Annotated in this window: 22 protein-coding genes; 12 read left to right on the plus strand and 10 right to left on the minus strand. The window is 66.8% G+C overall.

Features of this window, described 5'->3' with window-relative positions; genetic code table 11:
* The 3 genes from VNM24_04450 to VNM24_04460 all read right to left on the minus strand — a co-directional run bounded on the left by VNM24_04450 (position 1) and on the right by VNM24_04460 (position 3,927).
* On the minus strand, positions 1-1,473 hold the full coding sequence (locus VNM24_04450) for an amidohydrolase family protein (GenBank protein HWQ37853.1): 1,473 nt from the start codon (positions 1,471-1,473) through the stop codon (positions 1-3).
* 53 nt (positions 1,474-1,526) lie between these two features.
* Positions 1,527-2,537, minus strand: a complete 1,011-nt coding sequence (locus VNM24_04455) for a D-2-hydroxyacid dehydrogenase family protein (protein HWQ37854.1) — start codon at positions 2,535-2,537, stop codon at positions 1,527-1,529.
* A gap of 67 nt (positions 2,538-2,604) precedes the next feature.
* Positions 2,605-3,927, minus strand: coding sequence for an aspartate aminotransferase family protein (locus tag VNM24_04460; GenBank protein ID HWQ37855.1), 1,323 nt, complete (start codon positions 3,925-3,927; stop codon positions 2,605-2,607).
* Positions 3,928-4,074: 147 nt separating this feature from the next.
* Between VNM24_04460 and VNM24_04465 the strand changes: the two genes are divergently transcribed.
* The 3 genes from VNM24_04465 to VNM24_04475 all read left to right on the plus strand — a co-directional run bounded on the left by VNM24_04465 (position 4,075) and on the right by VNM24_04475 (position 6,370).
* Positions 4,075-4,536, plus strand: coding sequence for a hypothetical protein (locus tag VNM24_04465; protein HWQ37856.1), 462 nt, complete (start codon positions 4,075-4,077; stop codon positions 4,534-4,536).
* Between the two features lie 3 nt (positions 4,537-4,539).
* A complete protein-coding gene (locus VNM24_04470; GenBank protein ID HWQ37857.1) occupies positions 4,540-5,805 on the plus strand; it encodes an MFS transporter in 1,266 nt (421 codons plus the stop codon).
* 361 nt (positions 5,806-6,166) lie between these two features.
* A complete protein-coding gene (locus VNM24_04475) occupies positions 6,167-6,370 on the plus strand; it encodes a cold-shock protein (GenBank protein ID HWQ37858.1) in 204 nt (67 codons plus the stop codon).
* Positions 6,371-6,476: 106 nt separating this feature from the next.
* Here the strand turns inward: VNM24_04475 and VNM24_04480 are convergent, their stop codons facing one another.
* From VNM24_04480 to VNM24_04495, 4 genes are all read right to left on the minus strand, one after another.
* Entirely contained in the window at positions 6,477-7,451 is a 975-nt protein-coding gene (locus VNM24_04480; protein ID HWQ37859.1) for a S1C family serine protease, read from the minus strand.
* Positions 7,452-7,565: 114 nt separating this feature from the next.
* Positions 7,566-8,888: a diguanylate cyclase gene (locus VNM24_04485; GenBank protein ID HWQ37860.1), complete on the minus strand. Its 1,323-nt coding sequence runs from the start codon at positions 8,886-8,888 to the stop codon at positions 7,566-7,568.
* A gap of 230 nt (positions 8,889-9,118) precedes the next feature.
* Complete coding sequence (locus VNM24_04490) at positions 9,119-9,379, minus strand: hypothetical protein (GenBank protein ID HWQ37861.1); 261 nt, start codon at positions 9,377-9,379, stop codon at positions 9,119-9,121.
* A 189-nt stretch (positions 9,380-9,568) separates the two neighbouring features.
* Entirely contained in the window at positions 9,569-10,816 is a 1,248-nt protein-coding gene (locus tag VNM24_04495; protein HWQ37862.1) for a S41 family peptidase, read from the minus strand.
* A gap of 186 nt (positions 10,817-11,002) precedes the next feature.
* On the opposite strand from VNM24_04495, the gene tal reads away from it, so the two are divergent.
* Together tal and VNM24_04505 are read left to right on the plus strand one after the other, a co-directional pair.
* On the plus strand, positions 11,003-12,127 hold the full coding sequence (gene tal / locus VNM24_04500; GenBank protein ID HWQ37863.1) for a transaldolase: 1,125 nt from the start codon (positions 11,003-11,005) through the stop codon (positions 12,125-12,127).
* A gap of 173 nt (positions 12,128-12,300) precedes the next feature.
* Positions 12,301-13,557, plus strand: coding sequence for an anion transporter (locus VNM24_04505; GenBank protein ID HWQ37864.1), 1,257 nt, complete (start codon positions 12,301-12,303; stop codon positions 13,555-13,557).
* 138 nt (positions 13,558-13,695) lie between these two features.
* Here VNM24_04505 and VNM24_04510 read toward each other — a convergent pair whose 3' ends face one another.
* Positions 13,696-14,664, minus strand: coding sequence for a hydrogen peroxide-inducible genes activator (locus tag VNM24_04510; protein HWQ37865.1), 969 nt, complete (start codon positions 14,662-14,664; stop codon positions 13,696-13,698).
* 89 nt (positions 14,665-14,753) lie between these two features.
* Between VNM24_04510 and VNM24_04515 the strand changes: the two genes are divergently transcribed.
* Together VNM24_04515 and VNM24_04520 are read left to right on the plus strand one after the other, a co-directional pair.
* On the plus strand, positions 14,754-15,293 hold the full coding sequence (locus VNM24_04515; protein ID HWQ37866.1) for a peroxiredoxin: 540 nt from the start codon (positions 14,754-14,756) through the stop codon (positions 15,291-15,293).
* Positions 15,294-15,350: 57 nt separating this feature from the next.
* Positions 15,351-15,902 (plus strand): carboxymuconolactone decarboxylase family protein, encoded by a 552-nt coding sequence (locus VNM24_04520; protein HWQ37867.1) that lies wholly within the window; start codon positions 15,351-15,353, stop codon positions 15,900-15,902.
* Between the two features lie 166 nt (positions 15,903-16,068).
* On the opposite strand, the gene VNM24_04525 is transcribed toward VNM24_04520, so the two are convergent.
* Positions 16,069-16,848 carry a sterol desaturase family protein gene (locus VNM24_04525; GenBank protein HWQ37868.1) on the minus strand — a complete coding sequence of 260 codons (780 nt, stop codon included), beginning with the start codon at positions 16,846-16,848 and terminating at the stop codon, positions 16,069-16,071.
* A gap of 182 nt (positions 16,849-17,030) precedes the next feature.
* Here VNM24_04525 and VNM24_04530 point away from each other — a divergent pair, with 182 nt between their 5' ends.
* The 5 genes from VNM24_04530 to VNM24_04550 all read left to right on the plus strand — a co-directional run bounded on the left by VNM24_04530 (position 17,031) and on the right by VNM24_04550 (position 21,012).
* The gene (locus VNM24_04530; protein HWQ37869.1) at positions 17,031-17,585 is read left to right on the plus strand and encodes an NnrU family protein; all 555 of its coding nucleotides are present in this window, start codon (positions 17,031-17,033) and stop codon (positions 17,583-17,585) included.
* Positions 17,586-17,602: 17 nt separating this feature from the next.
* On the plus strand, positions 17,603-19,414 hold the full coding sequence (locus VNM24_04535; protein ID HWQ37870.1) for an ABC transporter transmembrane domain-containing protein: 1,812 nt from the start codon (positions 17,603-17,605) through the stop codon (positions 19,412-19,414).
* A 34-nt stretch (positions 19,415-19,448) separates the two neighbouring features.
* Positions 19,449-20,150 carry a hypothetical protein gene (locus tag VNM24_04540; protein ID HWQ37871.1) on the plus strand — a complete coding sequence of 234 codons (702 nt, stop codon included), beginning with the start codon at positions 19,449-19,451 and terminating at the stop codon, positions 20,148-20,150.
* 116 nt (positions 20,151-20,266) lie between these two features.
* Positions 20,267-20,401: a hypothetical protein gene (locus VNM24_04545; protein HWQ37872.1), complete on the plus strand. Its 135-nt coding sequence runs from the start codon at positions 20,267-20,269 to the stop codon at positions 20,399-20,401.
* A complete protein-coding gene (locus VNM24_04550; GenBank protein ID HWQ37873.1) occupies positions 20,398-21,012 on the plus strand; it encodes a hypothetical protein in 615 nt (204 codons plus the stop codon). The genes VNM24_04545 and VNM24_04550 overlap by 4 nt, the downstream gene beginning before the upstream one ends.
* Positions 21,013-21,081: 69 nt before the next feature.
* On the opposite strand, the gene VNM24_04555 is transcribed toward VNM24_04550, so the two are convergent.
* Positions 21,082-23,367: an NADP-dependent malic enzyme gene (locus VNM24_04555; protein ID HWQ37874.1), complete on the minus strand. Its 2,286-nt coding sequence runs from the start codon at positions 23,365-23,367 to the stop codon at positions 21,082-21,084.
* Between the last annotated feature and the right edge of the window lie 126 nt (positions 23,368-23,493).

Below are 23,493 nucleotides of genomic sequence, written 5' to 3' on the forward strand. Positions count from 1 at the left end.
CTAGGCGCGCGAGCCGCCGTTCCACGCGAGCAGGTTCAAAAATTCCCGGCGAGTCTTCGGGCCGTAGGTGAGATAGTGCGGCTCGGGCCGCTCGAGATAGGCGAGGCGCTCGCGGGCGATTCGGTCCGTCCGGGTGCGCATCTTCACTTCCTCGGCGCTGATCCGGTACGGCCGGGTGGCGTTCAGGCCGAAGATCTTGGCGCGCAGTTGCGGCGTGATCTGCGGATAGCCGTAGGCCGCGCGAAACTGCTCGGAGATCTGGAACGCGCGGAAGGCCTGAATCTGGTCCTGCGGCGAGCCGTACCAGATCGAGTCCGTTCCCCACAGGACGTTGTTCTCTCCGCAGTACTTGAGCAGCTTGCCGAGCACGTGCGCGGCCTGTTCGGGTTCACGCATCAGGAAGCGCCACGTGCTGCCCAGCTCGGCGTAGACGTTGCTGTTCGGCGGGACTTCGTTCTCGATCAGGGAACGGATGAGCGTGTCGACGCCGTCGCCAGAGCCATTGCCCACGTACGGTCCCTCGCGGTGACCGGTGACAAATCCCGAGTGGTAGACGAGAAAGCTCACGTCGGGAAAGCGCTTCGCCACCACCCCGATGTCCGAGCACTGGCTGTGCTCGTAGGAGCGCCTGCCGAACGGCAGGCCCTTGTGAATGCAGATGACCTTGACGCCGAGCGCGCGCGCCTTCTCGATGAAGCGCATGCCGACATCGTCCGAAAGAAAATAGCCTCTGCCGTCCGGGCCCCATTGCGTGTACGTCTTCCAGGCGCAGACGTCCCAGCGTGACTTCAGCTCGTCCATCGATTCGAGGTCGCCCGGCTGGTTCGGATTGACTCGCCCGTGGAGCATCAGTCGGTGCATGCCTTCCATGCGGTCCACGATGCGACGCACCGCGTCGGCGGCCTGGATGGTGACCGGCTCGGCGTCGCGCCGCGAGGGCACGAACGACAGCACCATCATGTCCGTGTCGCTGTCGAGGAAAACGTCCTTGACGAATTCGTCGGGCCCGAGACAGGCGAGATGGCTGCGCGGACCCGGCCTGTCGGCCAGCGCGCATGCGGCCTTGGGCGCCCACTTGAAGGCTTCGGGCGGTGCGCTCTTGACCCACGCCCCGCTCGGGTCGACAAAATGTCCCTGAACATCGAAGATGAATTCGTCGCCGTCGAGTCTGGCTTGTGCGAGCCGGGGTTCCAGCGCGGCTTCGGTTTCCAATTCGAAGAAGCCGCCGCACCTTCCCGCGCGGGCTTGGGCGGCGTTGAACGCGAGCAGCGTGCTCGCAACTCCGCAGGCGGAAACGAGAAAGTCGCGCCGGTTCATCCCCAGGCGCTTTGCGTTGCGCGTGGCCGCCTCGTGCGCCAGCGCCTTGGCGGCGCGCTGGACGGGCGCCAGCGGAACCGGCTCGAACTCGCCGTTCGAGGTCGCGTCGAGCTTGATCGGCAGGCGCCGTCCTTCGGGATCGATCCGGTGTCGCACGAACCCAGTATAGTCCCGTTCCCGGGGAAGCGGCCGGCAACGGCGGATTCGATTCACGGCTTCGCGTCGGGCCCGATGGGATCGTGGCGAACGGGGAGGATTGCCGGATTCAGAACGCGGATCGGATGGCCGTCGAGAAACGCCAGGACATTCTCGATCGATTCGCGATAGAACTGATCGTAGACCTCGCGCGTGCAATAGCCTTGGTGGGGCGTGAGCACCGTGTTCGGCAGGCGCAGCAACGGGTGGTCGGCGGGCAGCGGTTCGCGGTCGTAGACGTCGAGGGCGGCGATCAGCAGTCCCGCGCGCAGCCGTTCGATCAGCGCGGCTTCGTCGACCAGCGGACCGCGCGAAGTGTTGACCAGGATCGCGCCGGGTTTCATGCACGCCAGCTCGGCGGCGCCCAGCAAACCGCGAGTACGTTCCGAAAGCACGACGTGCAGGGAGACGACATCGGACTGCTCCAGGAGCGCAGCCTTGTCGACCGGCTGCGCGCCGGAAGCAACGGCTCTTTCGGTCGTGAGGTTGTGGCTCCAGGCGAGCACGCGCATGCCGAGCGCCTGGCCGTAGCGGGCCATGCGTGATCCGATCTTGCCCAGGCCGATCACGCCCAGCGTTCTGCCCTCCAACACGAAGCCCGCGGGCAATCCACGCTGAAAACGGCCTTCGCGCATGGAGGCGTCTGCCGCGGGGATGAAGCGCGCGGCGGCGAGCAGCAGGCCCAGCGCCAGCTCGGCGGTCGCGGCGCTCGCACGTTCGCCGCCGGTATGACACACCACGATGCCGCGCGCGGTGCAGGCTTCGACATCCAGCGTCCAGCTGCGCGCGCCGGTGAGCGCGATCATGCGCAGCCGCGGCAGGCGATCGATCAGCGCCTTGGGAAACGCGGTGCGCTCGCGCATCGCCATCAGGATGTCGAATCCGGCCAGCGCGCTTGCGACGGCTTCCGGTCCATCGAGCGCGCGCTCGAAGAAGACGACTTCGCCGCGGCTGTGCAATCGCGACCAGTCGGCGCTGTGCCGGGCGACGCCTTGCCAGTCGTCCAGTACAGCGATGCGCGTCATGTACCGCTGGCTGGCCGAGGAGCGCCGCGCGAGGCGCCGCAATCTCCGGGTGCGTACGTTTTCCGCTTCACCGCCCGGCAATCTGTCCACGCAGCGCGGCGAAGGCCTCGTCCACGATCGCGAGCGTGCGATCCACGTCGGCATCGGTATGCGCGATCGAGATATAGAACTTCTCGTTCGGATTCACCAGCAGCCCGCGTTTGATCAGCTCGATCGACCAGCGCCAGCCCAGCTCCTTGTCCGCCGTGGTGAGATCCAGCCAGGTGCGCAACGGCTTGCGCGCGGTGAAGCGCACGCCCCATACGGCATTTTCGCCCGGCGCCTGCACAGCGAAGCCGTGGCGCTCCCCGGCTTGCACCATGCCGGAGCGCAGCCGCGCGCCGATGCGCTCCAGGTGCTGGTAGACGCCCGGCTGCGAAAGGACGTCGAGCGCCGCCAGGCCGGCGACGGCGCACACCGGGTTGCCGTTCAGCGTGTTGGTCGCCCAGACGACTTCGGCCTTCGGCCGGTTGCGCGCGTCCAGCACCGACATGATCTCGGCGCTGCCCGCGATGGCGGCCATCGGGAAGCCGCCGCTGATCGCCTTGCCGTAGCAGGCGAGGTCGGGAATCACGCCGTAGCGCTCCTGCGCCCCGCCCCAGGCGATGCGAAATCCGGTGACGATCTCGTCGAAGATCATGACGATGCGGTGCTTGCGGGTGACGTCGCGGATGGCCTGCAGAAACCCGGGCTCGGGCAGCAGCACGCGCTGCAAAGGTTCGATAATCACCGCCGCGAGATCGGCCGCATGGCGCTCGATCATCTGCACGGCGCGTTCGGTTTCGTTGAAGGGTGTGACCAGCACGGTCTGCCCGGTTTCGGGCGGCACACCCACGGAATCCGGAAGCGCACGCGGATAGTCCGACGCCGTGCCCGGCACGGTGCCCCACAGCCCGTAGTCGTGCATGCCGTGCCACGCACCCTCGAACTTCAGCACCTGGTTGCGCCGGGTCCAGGCGCGCGCGATGCGCAGAGCGTAGAACGTCGCTTCGGTTCCGGAACCTGTGTAATGCACGACTTCTGCGCAGGGAATCGCATCGACCAGGCGTTTGGCGAGCTGGATTTCCGGCTCGTTGAGAAAGAAATAGGTCGTGCCTTTGGGCAGTTGCGCCTGCACCGCCTGCGTGATGGCCGGATGGCCATGGCCCAGCAGCGCCGGACCGGAACTCAGGTGGTAGTCGATGTACTCGCGCCCGGCGACGTCCCACACGCGGCTGCCCTGACCGCGTGCCACGACCAGGTTCAGTTCGGGCGGCAGGACGAAAAGCCCGGTGCCGCCGCCGGCGAGATAGCGGCCAGCCTGGTCGAGCAGCTCAGCCTGACGTTGTGCGGGGGTGAGGAGGTTGTCCATGGGATCGATCCGTTGGCGTGACGAGTTTGAATCGGCGAGCAGCAGCGCGATTTTGCCTGCGGTGCCGCTTTTGCGCCATCCGCCGGCCGCGCCGTGGTAGGCTGTGCCTGCGTTTCACGATCCGATCCTTGCAAGGAACCCAGCGTAATGAACATGCTCTTCAGCCGCTTGGCCGGCGGCTTTCTGGCGCGCCGCGCGCGCGTGCTGACCGTTTGCTCGACGTTCGCCCTCGCGCTGCCAGCGCTCGCCGATGACTCCGTGCTCGCCTGGTCCTCGAATCTGAAAAACCTCAGCGCAAAGGACGGCCGCACGCTGTTCGCGATTGCGCACGATCTGTTTCCCAGACAGTCGTTCAGCGACGCGCGCTACACGGCCTGCATCGATGCCTTCGACGACGCCGCCGCCGACCCGGCGGAAAAGGCCGCAGCCGAGGAGGCGATGAGCCTCGTCGTGGGCGCAGCCCGGCGCATGGGCTACCACAGTTACGAGGACATCGCCGACGAGCAGGAGCGGCTGCGAATGGCCCGGATGCTGGCCGAAGGCCGCTGGATGCGCAGATTCAAGAAGGGCATGGAGGAGTGCCTGAACGCACAGCCACAGGCGCAGTGAGCGATGCGTTCGCGAAGTGAGCATGCGCCCGCCGAACTCGGCGGCGGGCCCGGTTCGCTGACGCACGGCACGGAGTCGGCTTACGCCTGGGCACGGCTGGTGGCGGCCGTGCTGGTGTGCACGATCGGCGGGGTGGGCATGTGGTCGGTCGTCGTCGCCCTGCCGGCGGTGCAGGCGGAGTTCGGCGTTGCGCGCGGCGATGCCTCGCTGCCTTACACGATCACGATGATCGGCTTCGGCGTGGGCGGCATCCTCATGGGCCGGCTGTCCGATCGCCACGGAATCATGCTGCCGGTCGTGCTGGGTACCTGCGCGCTGGCGCTGGGCTACGTTCTGGCCAGCCGGGCGGCCACGCTGGGGCAGTATGCGGCCGCTCAGGGATTGCTGATCGGATTCGGCAGCTCGGCGACGTTCGCGCCCCTGATGGCGGATACCTCGTTGTGGTTCACGCGGCGCCGGGGCATCGCGGTGGCGATCTTCGCCAGCGGCAGCTACCTCGCGGGCACGGTGTGGCCGCCGGTGGTCCAGCACTTCATCGACGCCGCCGGATGGCGCCAGACCCTGATGGGCATCGCCGTGTTCTGCGTGCTCAGCGTGCTGCCGATGTCGCTGGCGCTGCGCCGCCGCGCACCGGCGATCGGACACGGTTCGCACCACGCGCATCCCTTGTCCTGGCCGGCCCGGCCGCTCGGGCTGCCGGCCGGTTCGTTGCAGGCGTTGCTCATCATCGCCGGCGTCGCCTGTTGCGTGGCAATGTCGATGCCGCAGGTTCACGTCGTGGCCTACTGCACCGATCTCGGCTACGGCGCTGCGCGCGGCGCGCAGATGCTCTCGCTCATGCTCGGTTGCGGGATCGTGAGCCGGCTTGCCTTCGGCTGGATCTCGGATCGCATCGGCGGATTGCGCACTCTGCTGCTCGGTTCGGCGTTGCAGGGCATCGCGTTGCTGCTGTTCCTGCCGTTCGACGGGCTGGTGTCGCTCTACGTCATTTCGGCCATGTTCGGCCTGTTCCAGGGCGGCATCGTGCCCGCCTACGCCATCATCATCCGCGAATTCTTTCCACCGCGGGAAGCCGGCGTGCGCGTGGGCCTGGTGATCACCGCGACCCTGTTCGGCATGGCGTTCGGCGGCTGGTTCTCCGGCGCGATCTTCGATCTCACCGGTTCCTACGACGCCGCCTTCGTCAACGGCGTGCTGTGGAATCTGCTCAACCTGTCGATCGCGCTCTGGCTGTTGCGGCGCTCCGTCCGGCGTCTGGCCTACGCCTGATGCGCTGTTCGCTCGACCGTGTTTGGGCCCAAGAGCGGGCCTTCGACAAGAAATTCGATCCCGAGAAGCTCGTTTGGCTCGACGGATACGAACGGGCGCGCACGCCGGAATCCGCCGCCTGGGCAAGGCAACGGTGCGGCGACTGATCCGGCCGGATTCTTGCCGCGGGCCGGCGTGTGCCGCGATTGACCCTCGCCCCGTACAAGCGTATAAAGGCGCCGCAGGATTCAAGGCTGATAGCGCAGGTTTGTCGTTGCCGCGATTGCGGTAGTAGCCCTCAAATCACGTACTCTCCTCTTGAAGTTCCCGCATTTGCCGGGCGCAAGCCCTTTTTACTCCCAATATCAGAAGGAAGACGTAGATGGCGACAGGTACCGTGAAGTGGTTCAACGACGCGAAAGGTTTCGGATTCATTACTCCGGACGACGGCGGCAAGGACCTCTTCGCTCACTTCTCCGCGATTCAAGGCGACGGTTTCAAGACGCTCAAGGAAAACCAGAAGGTGAGCTACGACAAGACCAGCGGTCCCAAGGGCGATCAGGCCACCAACATCCGGCCGCTCTAGGACCCGTCGCTGGATTCGGTCTCGCGATCGGCGGGACCGATGAAGTCTTGAACGGAAAGCCCGGGCAGCCGGGCTTTCTGTTTTTTTTTGGCGCTCGCGGGCTGCCTCAATGCAGCCTGGGCTTTTTCAGGAAGTCGTTGCGGTCCGCGGAGCGCAGCCTCACCAAGAGGGAATGCCCCTGGCGCACGAGCGTCAAGGGAACCTCCACGCCCGCCGGACCCAGCGCCCACACCTTGCGGAACAGGTCGGCCAGACCGGTGAGGCGTTGCCCCGCGACTTCCGTCACGAGATCGCCTTGGCGCACGCCCGCGCGGTCGGCCGGCCCCCCTTCCGCTACACCGGCTACGACAAGCTGCCCGTTGGTCTCGGTCGTGTACATGCCCATCCACGGGCGCGGGCGGCGATCCGGCCTGCCCAGCGTGAGCATGTCCGGCAGGATCGGTTCCAGCAGATCGATCGGCACCATCATGTTGGCCTGCACGGCCTGACCGCCGATGACCTCTTGCACGAGCAGCGAGCCGATGCCGAGCAGCCTGCCTTCCATGCCGACCAGAGCGGTGCCGCCCCATTGCGGGTGAGCCGGCGCAGTGAACAGCGCTTCGTCGAGCACGTACTCCCAATACCCGGCGAACTCGCGTTTCTCGATCACCTTCGCTTTGAGCGCGTGAGCGCGCCCGCCTTGACCCATGACGATCACGTCGTCGCCCACCGCACAAGCGGCCGCCGAACCACGCGCAAGGGTGGGCAGCTTGAGCTCTCCGAGCGGTTGGATGAGACCGAACCCGGTCACCTGGTCATACGCCAGCGGATAACCGGGTACCACGTCTCCGGCGTTGGTGGTCAGCCAGATCGCATGCGCCTCGGCGATCAGATAACCGATCGTGAGCACGATGCCGTCCTCGCGGATCGCCACGCCGTTGCCGACGCGCTCCGTGCCCAGAATCGAGGCGGTGAAAGCATCCTCTGGAATCTCCGCGCGCACCAAAACCAGCGCGTTCAGCGCGGCTTCGAGATCGAAGCGCACGTCCTGCGGGTCCGGCTGCACCTCCCGGGGGAATGCCCAGTATCTCGATTCAGGCATGGCGGTCTTGCGATCGGGTTGACTGACCAACGAAGGGGCCGCGAACGACCTCCTCGTGCATGATGCGCGCAGCTTAGACGAAACCGCTCAGGACGTGAACAGCGCGCGGAGGATTCAGGTGGACAGCGGCCGCTCGCTCGCTCCGGTGAGCGCGGTGGCGAAGAAACGGTAGCCATTGCGACCGGCTTTCTTGGCGTGGTACATGGCGACGTCCGCATTGGCGATCAGCTCGGTCGAAGTCTTTCCGTCCGCGGGGTACACGCTGATACCGATGCTGCACGAAATCGTCAGCACGTGGCGCTCGATCTGAAACGGCCGGGCGAGCGCTTCGAGGATCTTGCGACCGATGAGGGCCGCGTCATCGGCGCTGCTCAGAGAGCCCAGCACCACGATGAACTCGTCGCCGCCGGCGCGGGCCACCGTGTCCTCGCCTCTCACGCAGTCGGTGAGGCGCTTCGCCACGGCTTTGAGCAGCTCGTCGCCCACGTGGTGGCCGCAGTTGTCGTTGACGGGCTTGAAATTGTCGAGATCCACGAACATCAGCGCACAGGGCTTGCCGCTGCGATCGCAACGCCGCATCGCCTGCTGCATCCGGTCCTCCAGAAGCAGGCGGTTGGGCAGTCCGGTCAGGCTGTCGTAGAGCGCGATGTTGCGCAGCTGCTCGTTGGCGGCCCGCAGTGCTTCGGCATGCCGCGCGGCGTGGGCGGCGAGCTGGGTATCGAAGGCGGAGATGACCAGCGTGACGAGGAGGATCGTCACCGTGGCCGCGGCGATCAGGCCTGCGAGCACGGGATTGCTGATGCCGGTCGCCGAACCTGCGGCGAGGCACACGCTGTCGGGCGCAAAGCGCGCGGCGGCCATCCCGGTGTAGTGCATCCCCGTGATCGCCATGCCCATGACCAGCGCGCTGCCGAGTTTGGCGAGAACGGCTCCCGCGGAATGCTTCTTGCGCAACTGGAAAGCGATCCACAGCGCCGCGAGAGAAGCGCCGATCGCGATCACCACCGAAGCGATGAACAGCACGGGGTGGTACTCGATCGGCGGCGACATGCGCATCGAGGCCATGCCGGTGTAGTGCATGCCCGAGATGCCGATGCCCATCAGGGCGGCACCCGCGGACAGATTGCCGCGGGTCATGGCCGGACGCCGAACCACGAACAGCGCGGTGCCGGACACCACGACGGCGATCAGCCACGAGAGCGTATTGAGCCAGCCGTCGTAGGCGATCGGGATGGGCAGATGGAATGCCAGCATGCCGATGAAATGCATCGACCAGATGCCGGTGCCCATCGAAAAGGCTCCGCCCAGCAGCCACAGCCAGGAACGGCGCCCGTGCGTCTGGCTGACCCGGCTGGCCAGATCGAGCGCGGTGTAAGACGCGACGACCGCAACCGCGAGTGAAAGGGCGACGAGCTTGAGATCGTAGACTCCGACCACGCCGGAGCTCCCGGTCGACTGTGCTGGCGTACGCTAGTGTCCGCCAATCGGGTAGACCGGCGCAACCTCCGGCGCCGCGGGGCACGCGCCGACGCGCTGCAACTGCCTGCTCGTCGCTCGGGCGATGACTCGCGCGGTCGGGGCGGCGGGCGGCTAGACCGGGCCGGGGCGCCGTCTCGAACGGACGCCGAGCGCGCTCGGCGTCCGTGCTCCGCTTCAGCGCTGGAGGATCACATCTGTCCGAAGCGCTTCTTGGCTGCCTCGATGCACTTCTGCCTTTCGGCTGCGGCGAGCGGCTCGCACTTCTTCAGCGCGGCGAGATACTCCTGCTCGCGCTGTGCGGCATCGCTGCCCGGAGTCGGCTGCGCCTGCGGTTGCTGCTGGCCGGCCTGTCCTTCCTGGCCCGCGAAGGCGAATCCGCTCAATGCGAACGCCAGAACGCCTGCGCTCAGTGTGGAAAGCAGTCTGCTGGTCGAGCATTCCCTAGCCATGGTTGTCCTCCTCGATTGATGAGTTGATGAATCGCCGCGTCCGACTCCAGTGACCCGCTCCCTGGACGCGCGTGGCAGCCTGTGCCGGCTGCTTCATGAACGGTTAGTCCGGGTCGAACGGGACAAGTTCGGAGAAAAAATGTCGCCACGCGGCGACGCGACACGGCGCGCGTTCGCGCACAATGCAAGTCAGTGGCTGATGGCGAACGCGGATTGGCGCAGCGTTTCGATCGCGCGCGCGAGCTGCGGATCGTCGTCTTCCGATGTCCGCTCCACCGCCAGATCGGGCACGATGCCCAGGCCCTCGATCAGGCGTCCTCCCGGGGTGCGATAGCGCGCGGCGGTGAGCTTGATCGCCGCGCCGCGGACCAGCGGCAGCACGAGCTGGATCGATCCCTTTCCGAAGGTTCGCGTGCCGATCACGCGCGCGCGCCCGTGATCCTGCAGTGCGCCGGCCACGATCTCGGCGGCGGAGGCCGACTGTTCGTTCACCAGCACCGCGACGGGCATCTCCTGCAGCGCGGCGAGGAGCTCCGGCTCCGCGGCGCGCGCATGGCGCCGGGCGTCGGCGAACAGTTGCATGCGAGACTGCGGTGAGGCGCTTTCTGTGGAGACGATCAGCGCGGCGTCCTTCAGGAACAGGCTGCACACCGCGACGGCGGCCCGCAGCGATCCGCCGGGGTTGTCGCGCAAGTCGAGCACCAGGCCCTTCAGCACACCATCGCCGCGCGACGCCGCCGCGAGCGCGGCCAGCGCTTCGTGCGGCGTCCGCTGGTTGAAGACCGAGATGCCGAGGTGGCCGTATCCCGCCTCGATCCGCGCGAACTCCACGCTGCGGCTCTGCACGATCGCGCGCTCGAGCGTGAGCGTGGCGGGTCGCGCCTGCCCCCGGCGCAGCACCGTGAGCACGATGCGGCTGCCGGGTTCGCCCCGCGCGCGCCCAATCGCCTGTTCGAGGGTCCAGGCCGCGACCGGCGCCGCGTCCAGATGCGTGATCGAGTCGCCCGCTCGCAGCCCCGCTCGAAACGCCGGCGTGTCCTCGAAGACGTCGACGATGCGCAAGACCCCCTCTTCCATGGCCACTTCGACGCCGATGCCGCCGAATACGCCGGCGGTGTCGCGCCGCAACTGATCGTACGTGGTCGCGTCGAAATATTCGGAGTGGGAATCCAGGCTCCTGACCATGCCGCGGATCGCGTTCTCGATCAGGGTGCGTTCGTCGACCGGTTCGGCGTATCGCGCCCGGATCTGCCGGAACGCCTCGACGAATTCCGTCGGCGCGACGTCGTGCGCCGGCTGCGCGCTCGCGCTGACCGGCAGGGCGAGCGCGCAAAGCACTGCGCCGAGCACCGGACGATATCCGGCGCCGCGCACCGCGGGCCGCGTGGCATCTCTCCAGCGAAAGGCAAAGCTCATGTCCGGCGAGAAGCAAGCCATACGCCCGGAGGATACCGGGGATCGCCCGCGGTCATCCAGCAATCGGCCTTCGCGCAGGGGCGGGCGTCGCACAGCGGCCCTTGTCCGCATTGGCACGGACGGCCGCCGGCCGGCGAGCGGTCTTGCGCCGTTCCCGGCGGAGCCACTTTCGCGTATCTTTGCGCCAACGCGAGAGGAGAGCCACGGATGAGCCGATTGAAGGAACTGGAGCGCTTCGGGCAGTCGGTCTGGATCGATTTCATTCGCCGCGAGTTGTTGACCGGCGGCGGACTGGAGAAGCTCGTGCGCGAGGACGGAGTCAAGGGACTGACTTCCAACCCGGCGATCTTCGAGAAGGCGATCGGGTCCGGCGCCGAATACCGGGCGGTGCTCGCGTCGCTGTCGCGGCTGGGCGAGACCAATCCGCAGCGGGTGTACGAGACCATCGCCATCGAAGACATCCGCATGGCCGCCGATCAGATGAGCCCCGTATTCCAGGCGACCGGCGGGCGCGACGGTTTCGTTTCGCTGGAGGTCTCTCCGAAGCTCGCTCACGACACGGCGGGCACGATCGCGGAGGCGCACCGGTTGTGGTCGGCGGTCGACCGCCCCAATCTGATGATCAAGGTGCCGGCGACTGCGGCCGGGATTCCCGCCATCGAACGGCTCATCGCCGACGGGCTGAACATCAACGTGACGCTGCTGTTCGCGGTGCCGATGTACGCCAGGGTTGTCGAAGCGTACCTCGCGGGCCTCGAGCAGCGCGCGGCCGCCGGCAAGCCGGTCGCCGGCGTGGCCAGCGTGGCGAGTTTCTTCGTGAGCCGCATCGATACCGCGATCGACGCGCAGCTTCAGGCGCGTTCCGATGCCGCGCGTTCCGACGCCGAACGCACACGGCTTCTTGCCTTGCGCGGCAAGGCGGCGATCGCCAACGCCAAGCTCGCCTATGCGCATTACAAAGCGGTGATGGCAGGGCAACGCTGGCGCGATCTCGCCCGGCGCGGCGCGCAGTCTCAGCGCTTGCTGTGGGCGAGCACCAGCACCAAGAACCCGGACTACCCGGATACCCTCTACGTGGACGAGCTGATCGGGCCCGATACGGTCAATACCATTCCGCCGGCCACGCTCGATGCCTTTCGCGATCACGGCAAGCCCGCGCCCACCCTGGAGCGCGACCTGGAGGGTGCGCGGTCGACCCTGGCCGCGATCGCGCAAGCCGGAGTTTCGCTCGACGCCGTGACCGCGCAGTTGCTCGATGAAGGCGTGAAGCTTTTCGCCGATGCGTTCGACCGGCTGCTCGACGCGGTGAACCGCGCGCGCCAGGCCGCCTGACGCCGGGCGTTGAGCAGGGAGACACAGAGGCGCAGAGAAAATAAAGAACACAGCCAACAAGAAACGACGAAGAATCGGTTTGCAGTCGCGCTTTCCGCGCGGCCGGAAGTTCCTGGCGAACCTGCAGCGCCACGTGCCTCTGTGGCGGATTGCAGGCGCGGTCAACCCCGCCGATGCCGCATCCTGACGCGCACACGATCACGATCGTGGCGGTCTTCGCGATCGTGTACCTCGGAATGATCCTGGGTGCCCTGCCGTTCCTTCAGCTCGACCGGACCGGAATCGCTCTGCTGGGCGCGATCGCGCTGGTGGGCAGCGAGGCGGTGGGGCTGGAGGAGGCCTGGGCGGCGATCCATGCCCCGACCCTGATCCTGCTCTTCGCCTTCATGGTGGTGTCCGCGCAACTGCGGCTTGGCGGCTTCTACACCTGGGTGACGCTCAGGATCGGCAAGCAGCGCGTGTCGCCCGCGCTGCTGCTCGGCACGCTGATCTTCGTGGTGGCGGGACTGTCCGCCGTGTTCAGCAACGACGTGATCTGCCTCGCGATGGCTCCGGTGCTGGTGGACGTGTGCCTTGCGCGCCGGCTCAATCCCGTCCCCTTCCTGCTCGCGCTCGCCTGTTCGGCGAACGTCGGCTCCGCCCTCACCCTGATCGGCAACCCTCAGAACATGCTGATCGGGGAAACGCTCAAGCTCGATTTCTTCGGCTACATCCGCGAGTCGGCGGTCCCGGTCGTCCTCGGCTTGCTGGTGACGTGGGGCATTATCACCGCCGGCGCGCGCGGGCGCTGGTACTTCCGAAGCTGGGAGATTGCCGAGGCGGTCCCCGAACTGCACCCCGACGCGCGACCCGAACTCGACCGCTGGCAGACCGCGAAGGGACTGGGTGTGGCGGCCGTCGTGTTCGCGATGTTCCTGGGCGCGCCGCTGCCGCGCGAAGTCGTGGCGCTGACCGCGGCCGGCGTGCTCCTCCTGTCGCGCAAGCTGCACTCGCGCAAGATGCTCGGCCTGGTGGACTGGCAGCTGCTGGTGCTGTTCATCGGGCTGTTCATCGTCAACCATGCGGTGCAGAAGACCGGACTGCCGAACGATGCGGTCGAGGCTCTGCGCACCGCCGGCATCCATCTCGATCAACCGGCCCCGCTCTTCGTGACCGCCTTCGCCCTGTCCAACATCGTATCCAATGTGCCGGCGGTGATGCTGCTGCTGCCCCTCGCCACGCACGAGATGGCCGGGGCGCTGCTCGCGCTGGCGAGCACGCTTGCCGGCAACCTGCTCATCGTGGGCAGCATCGCCAACATCATCGTGGTGGACGCGGCGCACCGGCGCAACATCGTCATCGACTGGAAACGCCACGCCATGGTCGGCGTTCCGGTGACGTTGGCGACCCTGACCATCGCCGCGCTCTGGTTTTTCATGCGGACGATCTGACAGGGACCGCGCCCGTCCGGGAGGAGCCGTGTTGACGTGAATGCGCCGCGAAGGCAAAGGAAGAAACGAGAATGTCCTTGTGCCCTCTTGGCGCTTTCGTGCCTTTGGTGGTGAGCAACACCCCTGGCCTGGCGGCAATCACCTCCGTCGCGAGGCAACACGGGTGCGTGTGGCCTCGCGGTGCTGGTGGATGATCAGCTCGCAAAGCAGGTCGAAGTCCTTGGTGTACGGACTGGTGCGGCGCATGGCGAGCGCGATGGTGCGGGCGGGCACCCGCACCGAGAACGGGCGCGCGATCAACCGGGTACCGTTCAGCACGCCGGCTTTCAGAACCATTTCCGGCAGCAGCGTCACTCCGAGCCCGCTTTCCACCATCTGCAGCAGCGTGTACAGGCTGGTGGCTTCGAGGCCGCCCTCGCGCCGCGACATCCGTCTTGCGCCGCAGGCTTCGATCGCGTGCTCGCGCAGGCAGTGCCCTTCCTCCAGCAAAAGGATGCGATTGGGCTCCACTTGCCGCACCGCCACCTCCCTGAGGCGCGCGAGCGCATCGTCCTCGCGCGCCACAAACCAGAACTCGTCGCTGAACAGCGTCCGCACCACCAGATCGCCGGTGTCGTAGGGCAGGGCGATCAGCGCGAAATCCAGATCGCCCGATTCGATCTGCTGCAGCAGCCGGTCGGTCAGATCCTCCCGCAGATAAAGCTGCAGCTTCGGATAGGCCGTTCGCGCAACGGGCAGGATGGCCGGCAGCAGGAAGGGCGCCACGGTCGGGATCACGCCCAGCCGCCGCAGCCCGCTCAGCGGTTGTCCGGCGCCGCGCGCGACCATCACGAGGTCTTCGGCCTGGGCCAGCAGCTTGCGCGCGCGCTCGACGACCTGCTCGCCGATCGCGGTCAGCCGCACCGAGCGCTTGTCGCGCTCGACCAGCGTCGTCCCGAGCAGGGTCTCCAGCTCCTTGATGCCGGCCGAAAGCGTGGACTGGGTCACGAACAGGCGTTCGGCCGCTCTGCGGAAATTCAGGGTTTCGGACAGCGCCACCAGATAGCGCAGCTGGCGGGGTGAGGGCAGGGCGTTGATCATGGGCGGCTGATCGGTCGGCACGATCATTGTAAACGGCAAATTTCGTTGGCACGATCAACGGCCGGGCCGCACACTGCGCGCCGAGTCATCCAACTCTAAACCAAGGAGCAAGCACGATGTTGACCGTAGGCGACCGCATTCCCGCATTCGACCTGCAGGCGGTGGTGTCCACCGAGCAGGACAAGGCCTTCACCCGGATCACGGACAAATCGGATCCGGGCAAGTGGAAGATCGTTTTCTTCTGGCCGAAAGACTTCACCTTCGTGTGCCCTACCGAGATCGCGGCGTTCGGCAGACTCAACGCCGAATTCAACGACCGCGACGCCGTCATCTACGGCGTGTCGACCGACAGCGAATACGTGCACCTGGCTTGGCGGCGCCAGCACCCGGATCTGAAGGACCTGCCGTTTCCGATGCTCTCCGACATCAAGCGCGAGCTGTCCGCCGCGTTCGGGGTGCTGGACAGGGCCGAAGGCGTGGCGCTGCGCGCGACCTTCATCGTCGATCCGCAGGGCGTGATCCGCTTCGTTTCGGTCAACGACCTCAATGTCGGGCGCAATCCGCAGGAAGTGCTGCGCGTGCTGGACGCCTTGCAGACCGACGAACTTTGCCCCTGCAACTGGCAGAAGGGCGAGGAAGTTCTGAAGGCGGCCTGATGTCGTTTAACTGGTGCGCCCGCGCAAGAGCGCTCGCCTTTTCGCGCGGAGATTCCAATGTCGATACAGATTTTGAAGGACAGGCTGCCTGAGTACGCCAGAGACCTGAAGCTCAATCTCGGCTCGCTGGCCGCCGAAACGGTGCTCACCGAGACCCAGAAAGCCGGGACCTTCGTCGCCACGGCGCTCGCCGCGCGCAACCCCGAGGTGATCGAGGCCGTGCTCGCCGAGTTCGGCACGAAGCTCGATCCCGCCGCGCTCGCTGCCGCCAGGGCCGCCGCGGCGATCATGGGCATGAACAACGTCTATTACCGCTTTCTCCACCTGGTGGAGGATGCCGAGTACTCGAAGCTGCCGGCCAGATTGCGCATGAACGTCATCGCCACGCCGGGAACCGCGCGCGTCGACTTCGAGTTGTGGTGCCTCGCCGTGTCGGCGGTGAACGCCTGCGGCCGATGCATCACCTCGCACGAGAAGGTCTTGCGCGAGGCGGGCATGACGCGCGAGCAGATCCAGGCTGCGGTGCGCATCGCTTCGGTCGTGCACGCAGTGGCGGCAACGCTCGACGCCGAGACGCTGGACAAAGGCCACGTGGCCGCGGCGGCGTGACGCGACGGTCTGGGCGCGAGGTGGTACGCGCTTTCAGCCGGATTCTCGATCCCCTGAAATGGAAGGGCCCACGAAGCAGCGCTTCGTGGGCCCCCTCCTCTCATGCCGCTTCTATGGCGGCGCTCCCCCTCCCCTGCGGGTTTCCCTTGCCACAGAGTGGCGGACTTTATGCCGGTTTCATCCGGGAGTCCAGTTCTTTTCCCTGATCCGCGAGAAATTCCTTCTTGACGTGCTGCGTGCTGTAGCCGTTGAACAGGTGCCCCAGCAGCCCCCGGCTGAGGTCGCTGGTGCCCATGTACCAGTCGGCAATCGGGTAGGTGAGGTTCATGTTGCGCTCCATCATGATCGGCTGGCTATGATGCGCCGCATGATGCCGGCGGATGGTATTGATCAGCGGACAATGGCGCACGAACCAGTTGTCCTCCACGTGACAGCACAAGTGAAAGGTCTCGTAATTCAGATAGTAGAGCGGGGTCAGCATCATCAGGATGTAGCCCGCATTGGCCGACCATAGATAGCCGACGGCAAGCGCGAACGGCAGCGTCAGCAGCATGAATACCAGCAACGCGTAGGGCGGAAACAGCACGATGCGCCATTCGCGGTTGGTGTCGTAAGTCATGCGCTGGGCGGTGAAGTACTGATGGTGCTGGTGCGTGTGACGATGAAAGACCGGCATCAGAATCCCGCCCAGGCCCCTGATCGGCCGGTGCATGGCGTTGCGATGCAACCACCATTCGTTCCAGTTGTAGAGGATCAGGACCGGGATCGCGAACAGCATCTCCCAGAGGGTCGGGGATTCGATGCGCGAGACGCAGAACGCGACGAGCGCCAGGCCGGGAACGAAGATCGACAGCAGGTGACCCCAGCCGTTGTACCACGGGGCGATCCGGGCCTTGTACTCTTCGCGAAACGCAGCCTGCTTTTCCGTCATCCTGCCGGTGGCCATGGCTGTGATCCCGGCGCGCGGGTGCACATGAGTTGGTATGGGGCCCGAAGCGAAGGCGGCTTTTATACGCCCGCGCGCCGCGTCGAGTCAAGGCGCAGCCGGTGCCGCAGTGGATGGTGCACTGCCTTCCCAGCCGCGCGGGCGACGGGCATCATGGGGCTGTCTTCAGCGGAGGTTCGGCGATGGGATTGCTCGTACTGGGACTCGCGGTCTTCTTTTCCGTGCACCTGATGTCCAGCTTCCGCGATGCGCGCGACACGCTCATTGCGCGCTATGGCGAGAAGCCCTACAAGGCCGGTTATGCGCTGCTCTCGGCCATCGGACTCGCGTTGATCGTCTGGGGCAAGATCCAGGCGGACCCGGTGCCGCTGTGGCAACCCCCGGCGTGGAGTCGTTCGCTGGCGTTGTGGCTGATGCCGCTGGCGTTCATCCTCCTCGTCGGAGCCTATGTGCCCAGCAACCTCAGGCGCCTGACCGCGCACCCGATGCTCTGGGCCGTGACGCTCTGGGCGGTATTGCATCTGCTGGCCAACGGCGATCTCGGCTCGGTCCTCCTGTTCGGCGCCTTTGCGCTCTACTCCTTGTATGCGATGTGGTCGCAGACCCAGCGCGGCGCGAAGCCGGGCGATACGGTGCGCCCGGTCTCCCGCGATATCGCGGTCGTGGCGCTGGGCTTGGCGGTGTACGGCGCGGCGCTCTACGGCCACCGGTGGCTTTCGGGCGTGACGCTGGTCTGAAGTTCGCGGTCCGTCGCATGCCTCGCGCAGATCCGCCCGTGGAGTCCCGCTCGTCGACTCCGCCGGCTCCGTTGCGGCGACTCGCGGCACTTTCGGTGCTGTGGCGTTTCGCGCGCCCGTACAGGGCGCGGATCGCGGGATTCGCGGTCGCGCTGATCGTGGCCGCCGGCGGCTTCCTGGTGATCGGCCAGGGGCTGAAGATCGTGGTCGATCGCGGCTTCGCCGGCGGGGATGCGCAGGCGCTGAACCATGCGCTGTTCTTGCTTCTGGCCGTGGTTGCGGTGATGGCCACCGCCACTTACGTCCGTTTCTATTTGATCTCGTGGCTGGGCGAGCGCGTGGTCGCGGACCTGCGCCGGGAGGTGTTCTCCCACATGCTGCGGCTGTCTCCCGGCTGGTACGAGCACACGCGCACTGGGGAAGTCATCTCGCGCCTGACCACCGATACCGCGCTGCTCGAGCAGGTGGTGGGTACCAGCGTGTCGATGGCGTTGCGCAACCTGCTGATGGGCACGGGCGCGCTCGTCATGCTGATGGTCACGAGCTGGAAGCTGACCGCGCTGGTGCTGCTGACCGTGCCCATCGTGATCGGACCGATCGTCCTGTTCGGGCGCCGCGTGCGCAGCCTCTCGCGCGCCAGCCAGGACCGCGTGGCCGACCTCGGCGCCTACGTGGACGAAGCGCTGCACGAGATCCGCACGGTCCAGGCCTATGGGCACGAGCGGGAGGAGGAGCGCGCCTTCGCCCGCCGCGTCGAGGATGCTTTTGCGACCGCGCGGCGTCGAATCCGGGTGCGCGCGGCGCTGATCGCGTCGGTCATCCTGCTGGTATTCGCCGGCGTGGGCGTCATCCTCTGGGTAGGCGGGCACGACGTGCTCGCCGGGCGCATTTCGGCAGGGGAGTTGTCCGCTTTCGTGTTCTATGCGGCGATCGTGGCGGGCGCGGCCGGCGCGCTGAGCGAAGTCGTGGGCGACCTGCAGCGCGGGGCGGGCGCCGCGCAGCGGCTGCTCGAAATTCTCGCCACCGAGCCGTGGATCCAGGCACCGTCGCGGCCGCTGCCTCTGCCCGAACCGCCGGTGGGCCGGGTGTCCTTCGAGCGTGTGACCTTTTTCTATCCCGCGCGTCCTGCTACTGCGGCGCTCGACGATTTCTCGCTGGAGGTGCAGCCGGGGGAAAAGCTGGCGCTGGTCGGTCCGTCGGGCGCGGGCAAGTCCACCGTCTTCCACCTGCTGCTGCGCTTCTATGATCCGACCGCCGGCGCAGTGCGCCTGGACGGCGTGGATCTGCGGCTGGCGGATCCCGCGGCGGTGCGCGGCCGCATCGCGCTCGTACCGCAGGAACCGGCGATCTTCGCCGCCAGCGTGGCCGCGAACGTGCGCTATGGGCGCCCGGAGGCCACCGAGGCGCAGCTACGCGCCGCGTGCGAGGCCGCCTTCGCCGCGGAGTTCATCGAGGGTCTGCCGCAGAAATACGAAACCTTCCTCGGCGAGCGCGGCGTGCGCCTGTCCGCGGGCCAGCGCCAGCGTCTGGCGATCGCCCGCGCGATCCTCGCCGATCGCCCGGTGCTGCTGCTCGACGAAGCGACCTCCGCGCTCGACTCCGAGTCCGAGCGCATGGTGCAGGCGGCGCTCGAGCGCCTGATGCGCGGGCGCACGGTGCTGATCATCGCCCATCGCCTTTCCACCGTGAAGAGCGCCGACCGCATCGCGATCATCGACCACGGGCGCCTGATCGGCATCGGCAAGCACGAGGAATTGCTGCGCTCCAATGCGCTGTACGCGCGGCTCGCGGCGCTGCAGTTCGGTACCGAGCCTTCAAGCGGGCGGTGAAGGATTTCCGTTCACTGTGCAGGAGCGAGACGCCATGGAGAAGTTCAGAGGATGTTTGTTCGCGGCCGTGCTGGTCCTGGGCGCACCCGCCTGGGCCCAAGACGACGATCGCGTGGTGCCGGCGCACGAGGAGCCGCGCCACGTGCCCAAGCTCGTCAATGAGTGGGTACGCATCATCGACGTCGAGATTCCAGAGGGCGGCCGCACGCTCTATCACGCGCATGCGCTCGACTATCCCTACGTGATGGCGAGCAGCGTCATGCTCGACAACCAGGTCTACGGGCAGGAGCCCAGGGAAGTGAAGATCGAGCGCGGCACGGTGGGCTACTACCGCGCTTCCACGCAGGGAACCTACACACACCGCTTCATCAACAGGGGCCCGGGAACTTTCCGTGCGATCGGGATCGAGCTGCTGAAACCCTTGCAGCCGGGCGCGCGGATCAGCGACCCGATTCCGGACTCCAGCGCGGTGAAGACCGTGCTCGATACCGAGCGCGTGCGCGCCTACCGCATCCGGCTTGAACCAGGCGAATCGCTCGGTCCGGTCACGATTTCCGGCCCCAGCATCCGCGTGGCCGTGACCGAAGGGCGAATCAGCGAGGCCATGGAAGGGCGCCCCGAGGCGGTCTCCGAGCTGGCGCCCGCGCAGTTCGTTTTTCGCGCCGAGTCCGCCACGCTCACGCTCCGCAACACCGGGCGTTCGGTGGTCGAGCTGGTCGAGTTCGAGCTCAAGTAGATGCCGAAAGAGTCTGTCAGCCGGTCTCGTGCGCGCAAGTTTTGGGTGCCCACCGGCACCTTGACGCTTGCACCCGCAACGATGTCGCGCTTTCCTGCACGCGAAAAGGCGTCACCGTGACCCTGGCGGCGGACAACGCGTTCGACGGCAAATGCGAGCAGTTCCTCGGGCTCGAGCATCCGGGCGCGCGAGCCCGCCTGGCCGTGTCCGCGACTTTCGGAAGCGGAGATTGTTTTCCGGAGAGCGAATGAGAGCGCCGGGCGTGCTGTGCGTTGCCGCTGTTCTGCTGGTGTTCCGGCTGGGCGTGGCGGCGGCCGAGGACGAGAATCGCGCGCAGGCGCTGCGGCACGCGCAGAGCGCCTTTGCCGCCGCGCAGCGCGGCGATTGGGGCGTCGCGCGCGACGGGTTGCGCAAGGCCGTGGCCGCGGCTGAAAAGTCCGACGCCGATCAGCGCACCATGGCCGTGCTTTACTACGAATACGGGCGCGCGCTGGGAGTGACCTGCCGTTATGGCGAGGCCCGGACGTATCTCGAAAAGGCGCTGGCCTTCGACGAAGTGATGGGCGGGCCGGTTTACATGTCGCACGTCGAGCTGGCGCGGCTCAATCGCGCAGGCAGGTCTCTGCAGGAAGCGCAGTGGCACTACAGGACCGTCAAGCCCATGCTCGTTGCCCAGAACGTCCCGGACGTCGATCCGATCGGCTACGCCGATTTGCTGGATGAGTACGCCGATGTGCTCGAGCGGATCGGCCGGCAAGGCGAGGCGGGAGCGCTGCGTTCGCAAAGCCGCAAGCTGCGCGCCGCTCATCCGGGCCGAACGAGCCGCGTGAGCGCAACGCCTTACGGCACGCACTGCGATTGACCGGCCGCGGGCGCAGCGCCGGTCCTGTACAGGGGCAACCGGCGCCGGGGCGGTCTCCGCCGCCTGCGCCTAGAACAGCGTGCGCTGCTGCGCGTTGGCATCCACCGTGCAGAGCGCCGTCATGTTCACCAGCCGGCGCACCGTCGCGGTCGGCGTGAGGATGTGCACCGGCGCCCGCGCGCCCAGCAGGATCGGCCCGACCGTCACCCCTTCGCTGCCCAGCATCTTGAGCAGGTTGAACGCGATGTTGGCCGCGTCCAGGTTGGGCATGATCAGCAAATTGGCCTCGCCCCTGAGCTTGGAGTCTGGGTTGACGTGGTGGCGGATCGCCTCGGAGAGCGCGGCGTCGCCGTGCATCTCGCCGTCGATCTCCAGCTCGGGCGCCTGTGCTTCGATCAGCTCGAGCGCCTTGCTCATCTTCACCGCCGCGGGCACGTCGTCGGTGCCGAAGTTCGAGTGCGACAGCAGCGCGACCTTGGGCACGATGCCGAAGCGGCGCACTTCCTCGGCCGCCATCAACGTGATCTCGGCGATCTGGGCGGGGCTGGGATCCTCGTTCACGTAGGTGTCGCTGATGAACAGCGTGCGCCGCGGCAGCATCAGCACGTTCATCGCCGCGAACACGGTCGCACCGGGCTTGAGCCCGATGACGTTGTTGACGTGGCGCAGATGATCCTTGTGGCGCCCGAAGGTGCCGCACAGCAGCGCGTCGGCGTCGCCGCGCCGCAGCAGCATCGCGCCGATCAGCGTGGTGGACTGGCGGATGTGGACCTTCGCGTCGTCTGGAGACACGCCTTTCCTGCGCATGATCTTGTAGTACTCGGTCCAGACTTCCTTGTAGCGCGGATCGCTCTCCGGATTGACGATCTCGAAATCCTGGCCCGGGCGCAGCCGCAGCCCGAAGCGCTTGAGCCGCATGTCGATCACTTCCGGGCGTCCGATCAGGATCGGCCGGGCCAGCTTCTCGTCCACCACGACCTGAACGGCTCGCAGCACGCGCTCGTCTTCGCCCTCGGCGTAGATCACGCGCCGCGGCGCTTTCTTCGCGGCCGAAAAGACCGGTTTCATCACGAAGCCGGAGTGGTAGACGAAGTTGGTGAGCTGATCGCGGTAGGCCTCGAGATCCGTGATCGGCCGCGTGGCCACACCGCTTTCCATGGCGGCTTTGGCAACCGCCGGCGCGATGCGCACGATCAGCCTCGGGTCGAACGGCTTGGGGATGATGTACTCGGGGCCGAACGACAGCTCCTGCCCTTCGTAGGCCATGGCCACCACGTCGGATTGCTCCGCCTGGGCCAGCTCGGCGATGGCGTGCACACAGGCGAGCTTCATCTCCTCGGTGATCTTGGTCGCCCCCACGTCGAGCGCGCCGCGGAAGATGAACGGGAAACACAGCACGTTGTTGACCTGGTTCGGATAATCGGAGCGGCCGGTGGCGATGATCGCGTCCGGGCGCACGGCCTTCACTTCTTCGGGCAGGATCTCGGGCGTGGGATTCGCCAGCGCCAGCACCAGCGGTTTCGGCGCCATGGTCTTGACCCACGCCTGTTTCAGGGCGCCGGGGCCCGACAAGCCCAGAAAGATGTCCGCCCCCGGCATCGCGTCGGCCAGCGTGCGCGCCTCGGTCTTGCGCGCATAGCGCGCCTTGTTGGGCTCCATGCTCTTCTCGCGGCCTTCGTAGATCACGCCCTTGGTGTCGCAGACGATGACGTTCTCGCGCTTCAAGCCCAGCCGCACCAGCAGATCGAGACAGGCGATGGCCGAGGCCCCGGCGCCGGAGCAGACCAGTTTCACCTGTTCGATCGGCTTGCCCACCACCTTCAGGCCGTTGATCACCGCCGCACCCACGATGATCGCCGTGCCGTGCTGGTCGTCGTGGAACACCGGAATCTTCATGCGCTCGCGCAGCTTGGCCTCCACGTAGAAGCATTCCGGCGCCTTGATGTCCTCCAGATTGATCCCGCCCAGCGTCGGCTCGAGCGCCGCGATGATGTCCACCAGCTTGTCGGGATCGGTTTCGGCCAGTTCGATGTCGAAGACATCGATGCCCGCGAACTTCTTGAACAGGCAGCCCTTGCCTTCCATGACCGGCTTGCCGGCGAGCGGTCCGATGTTTCCCAGGCCGAGCACGGCGGTGCCGTTGGTCACCACGCCGACGAGATTGCCGCGTGCGGTCAGCCTGGCCGCGCGCGTGGGGTCGGCCTGGATCGCCTTGCAGGCGTAGGCCACCCCCGGCGAATAGGCGAGCGCAAGGTCGCGCTGGTTGGTCAGCCCTTTGGTGGGGACGACGGAGATTTTTCCGGGAGTTGGCTGCTCGTGATATTCGATCGCGGCAGTCTCGAGATCGTTGGCCATGTTGCGGTTCCTTGACTGGACATGTTGTGTGACGAGTGGAGCGCGCGTGGGCGACTGGCGCAGCGCACGCGTTGGTCGTGTTGTGTCTCCGGATGATACCTCCGGCGGCGCCGAACGCTACGATGC

Source organism: Burkholderiales bacterium (assembly GCA_035560005.1).
In the GTDB taxonomy this organism is placed as follows: Bacteria; Pseudomonadota; Gammaproteobacteria; order Burkholderiales; family Eutrophovitaceae; genus DASRFY01.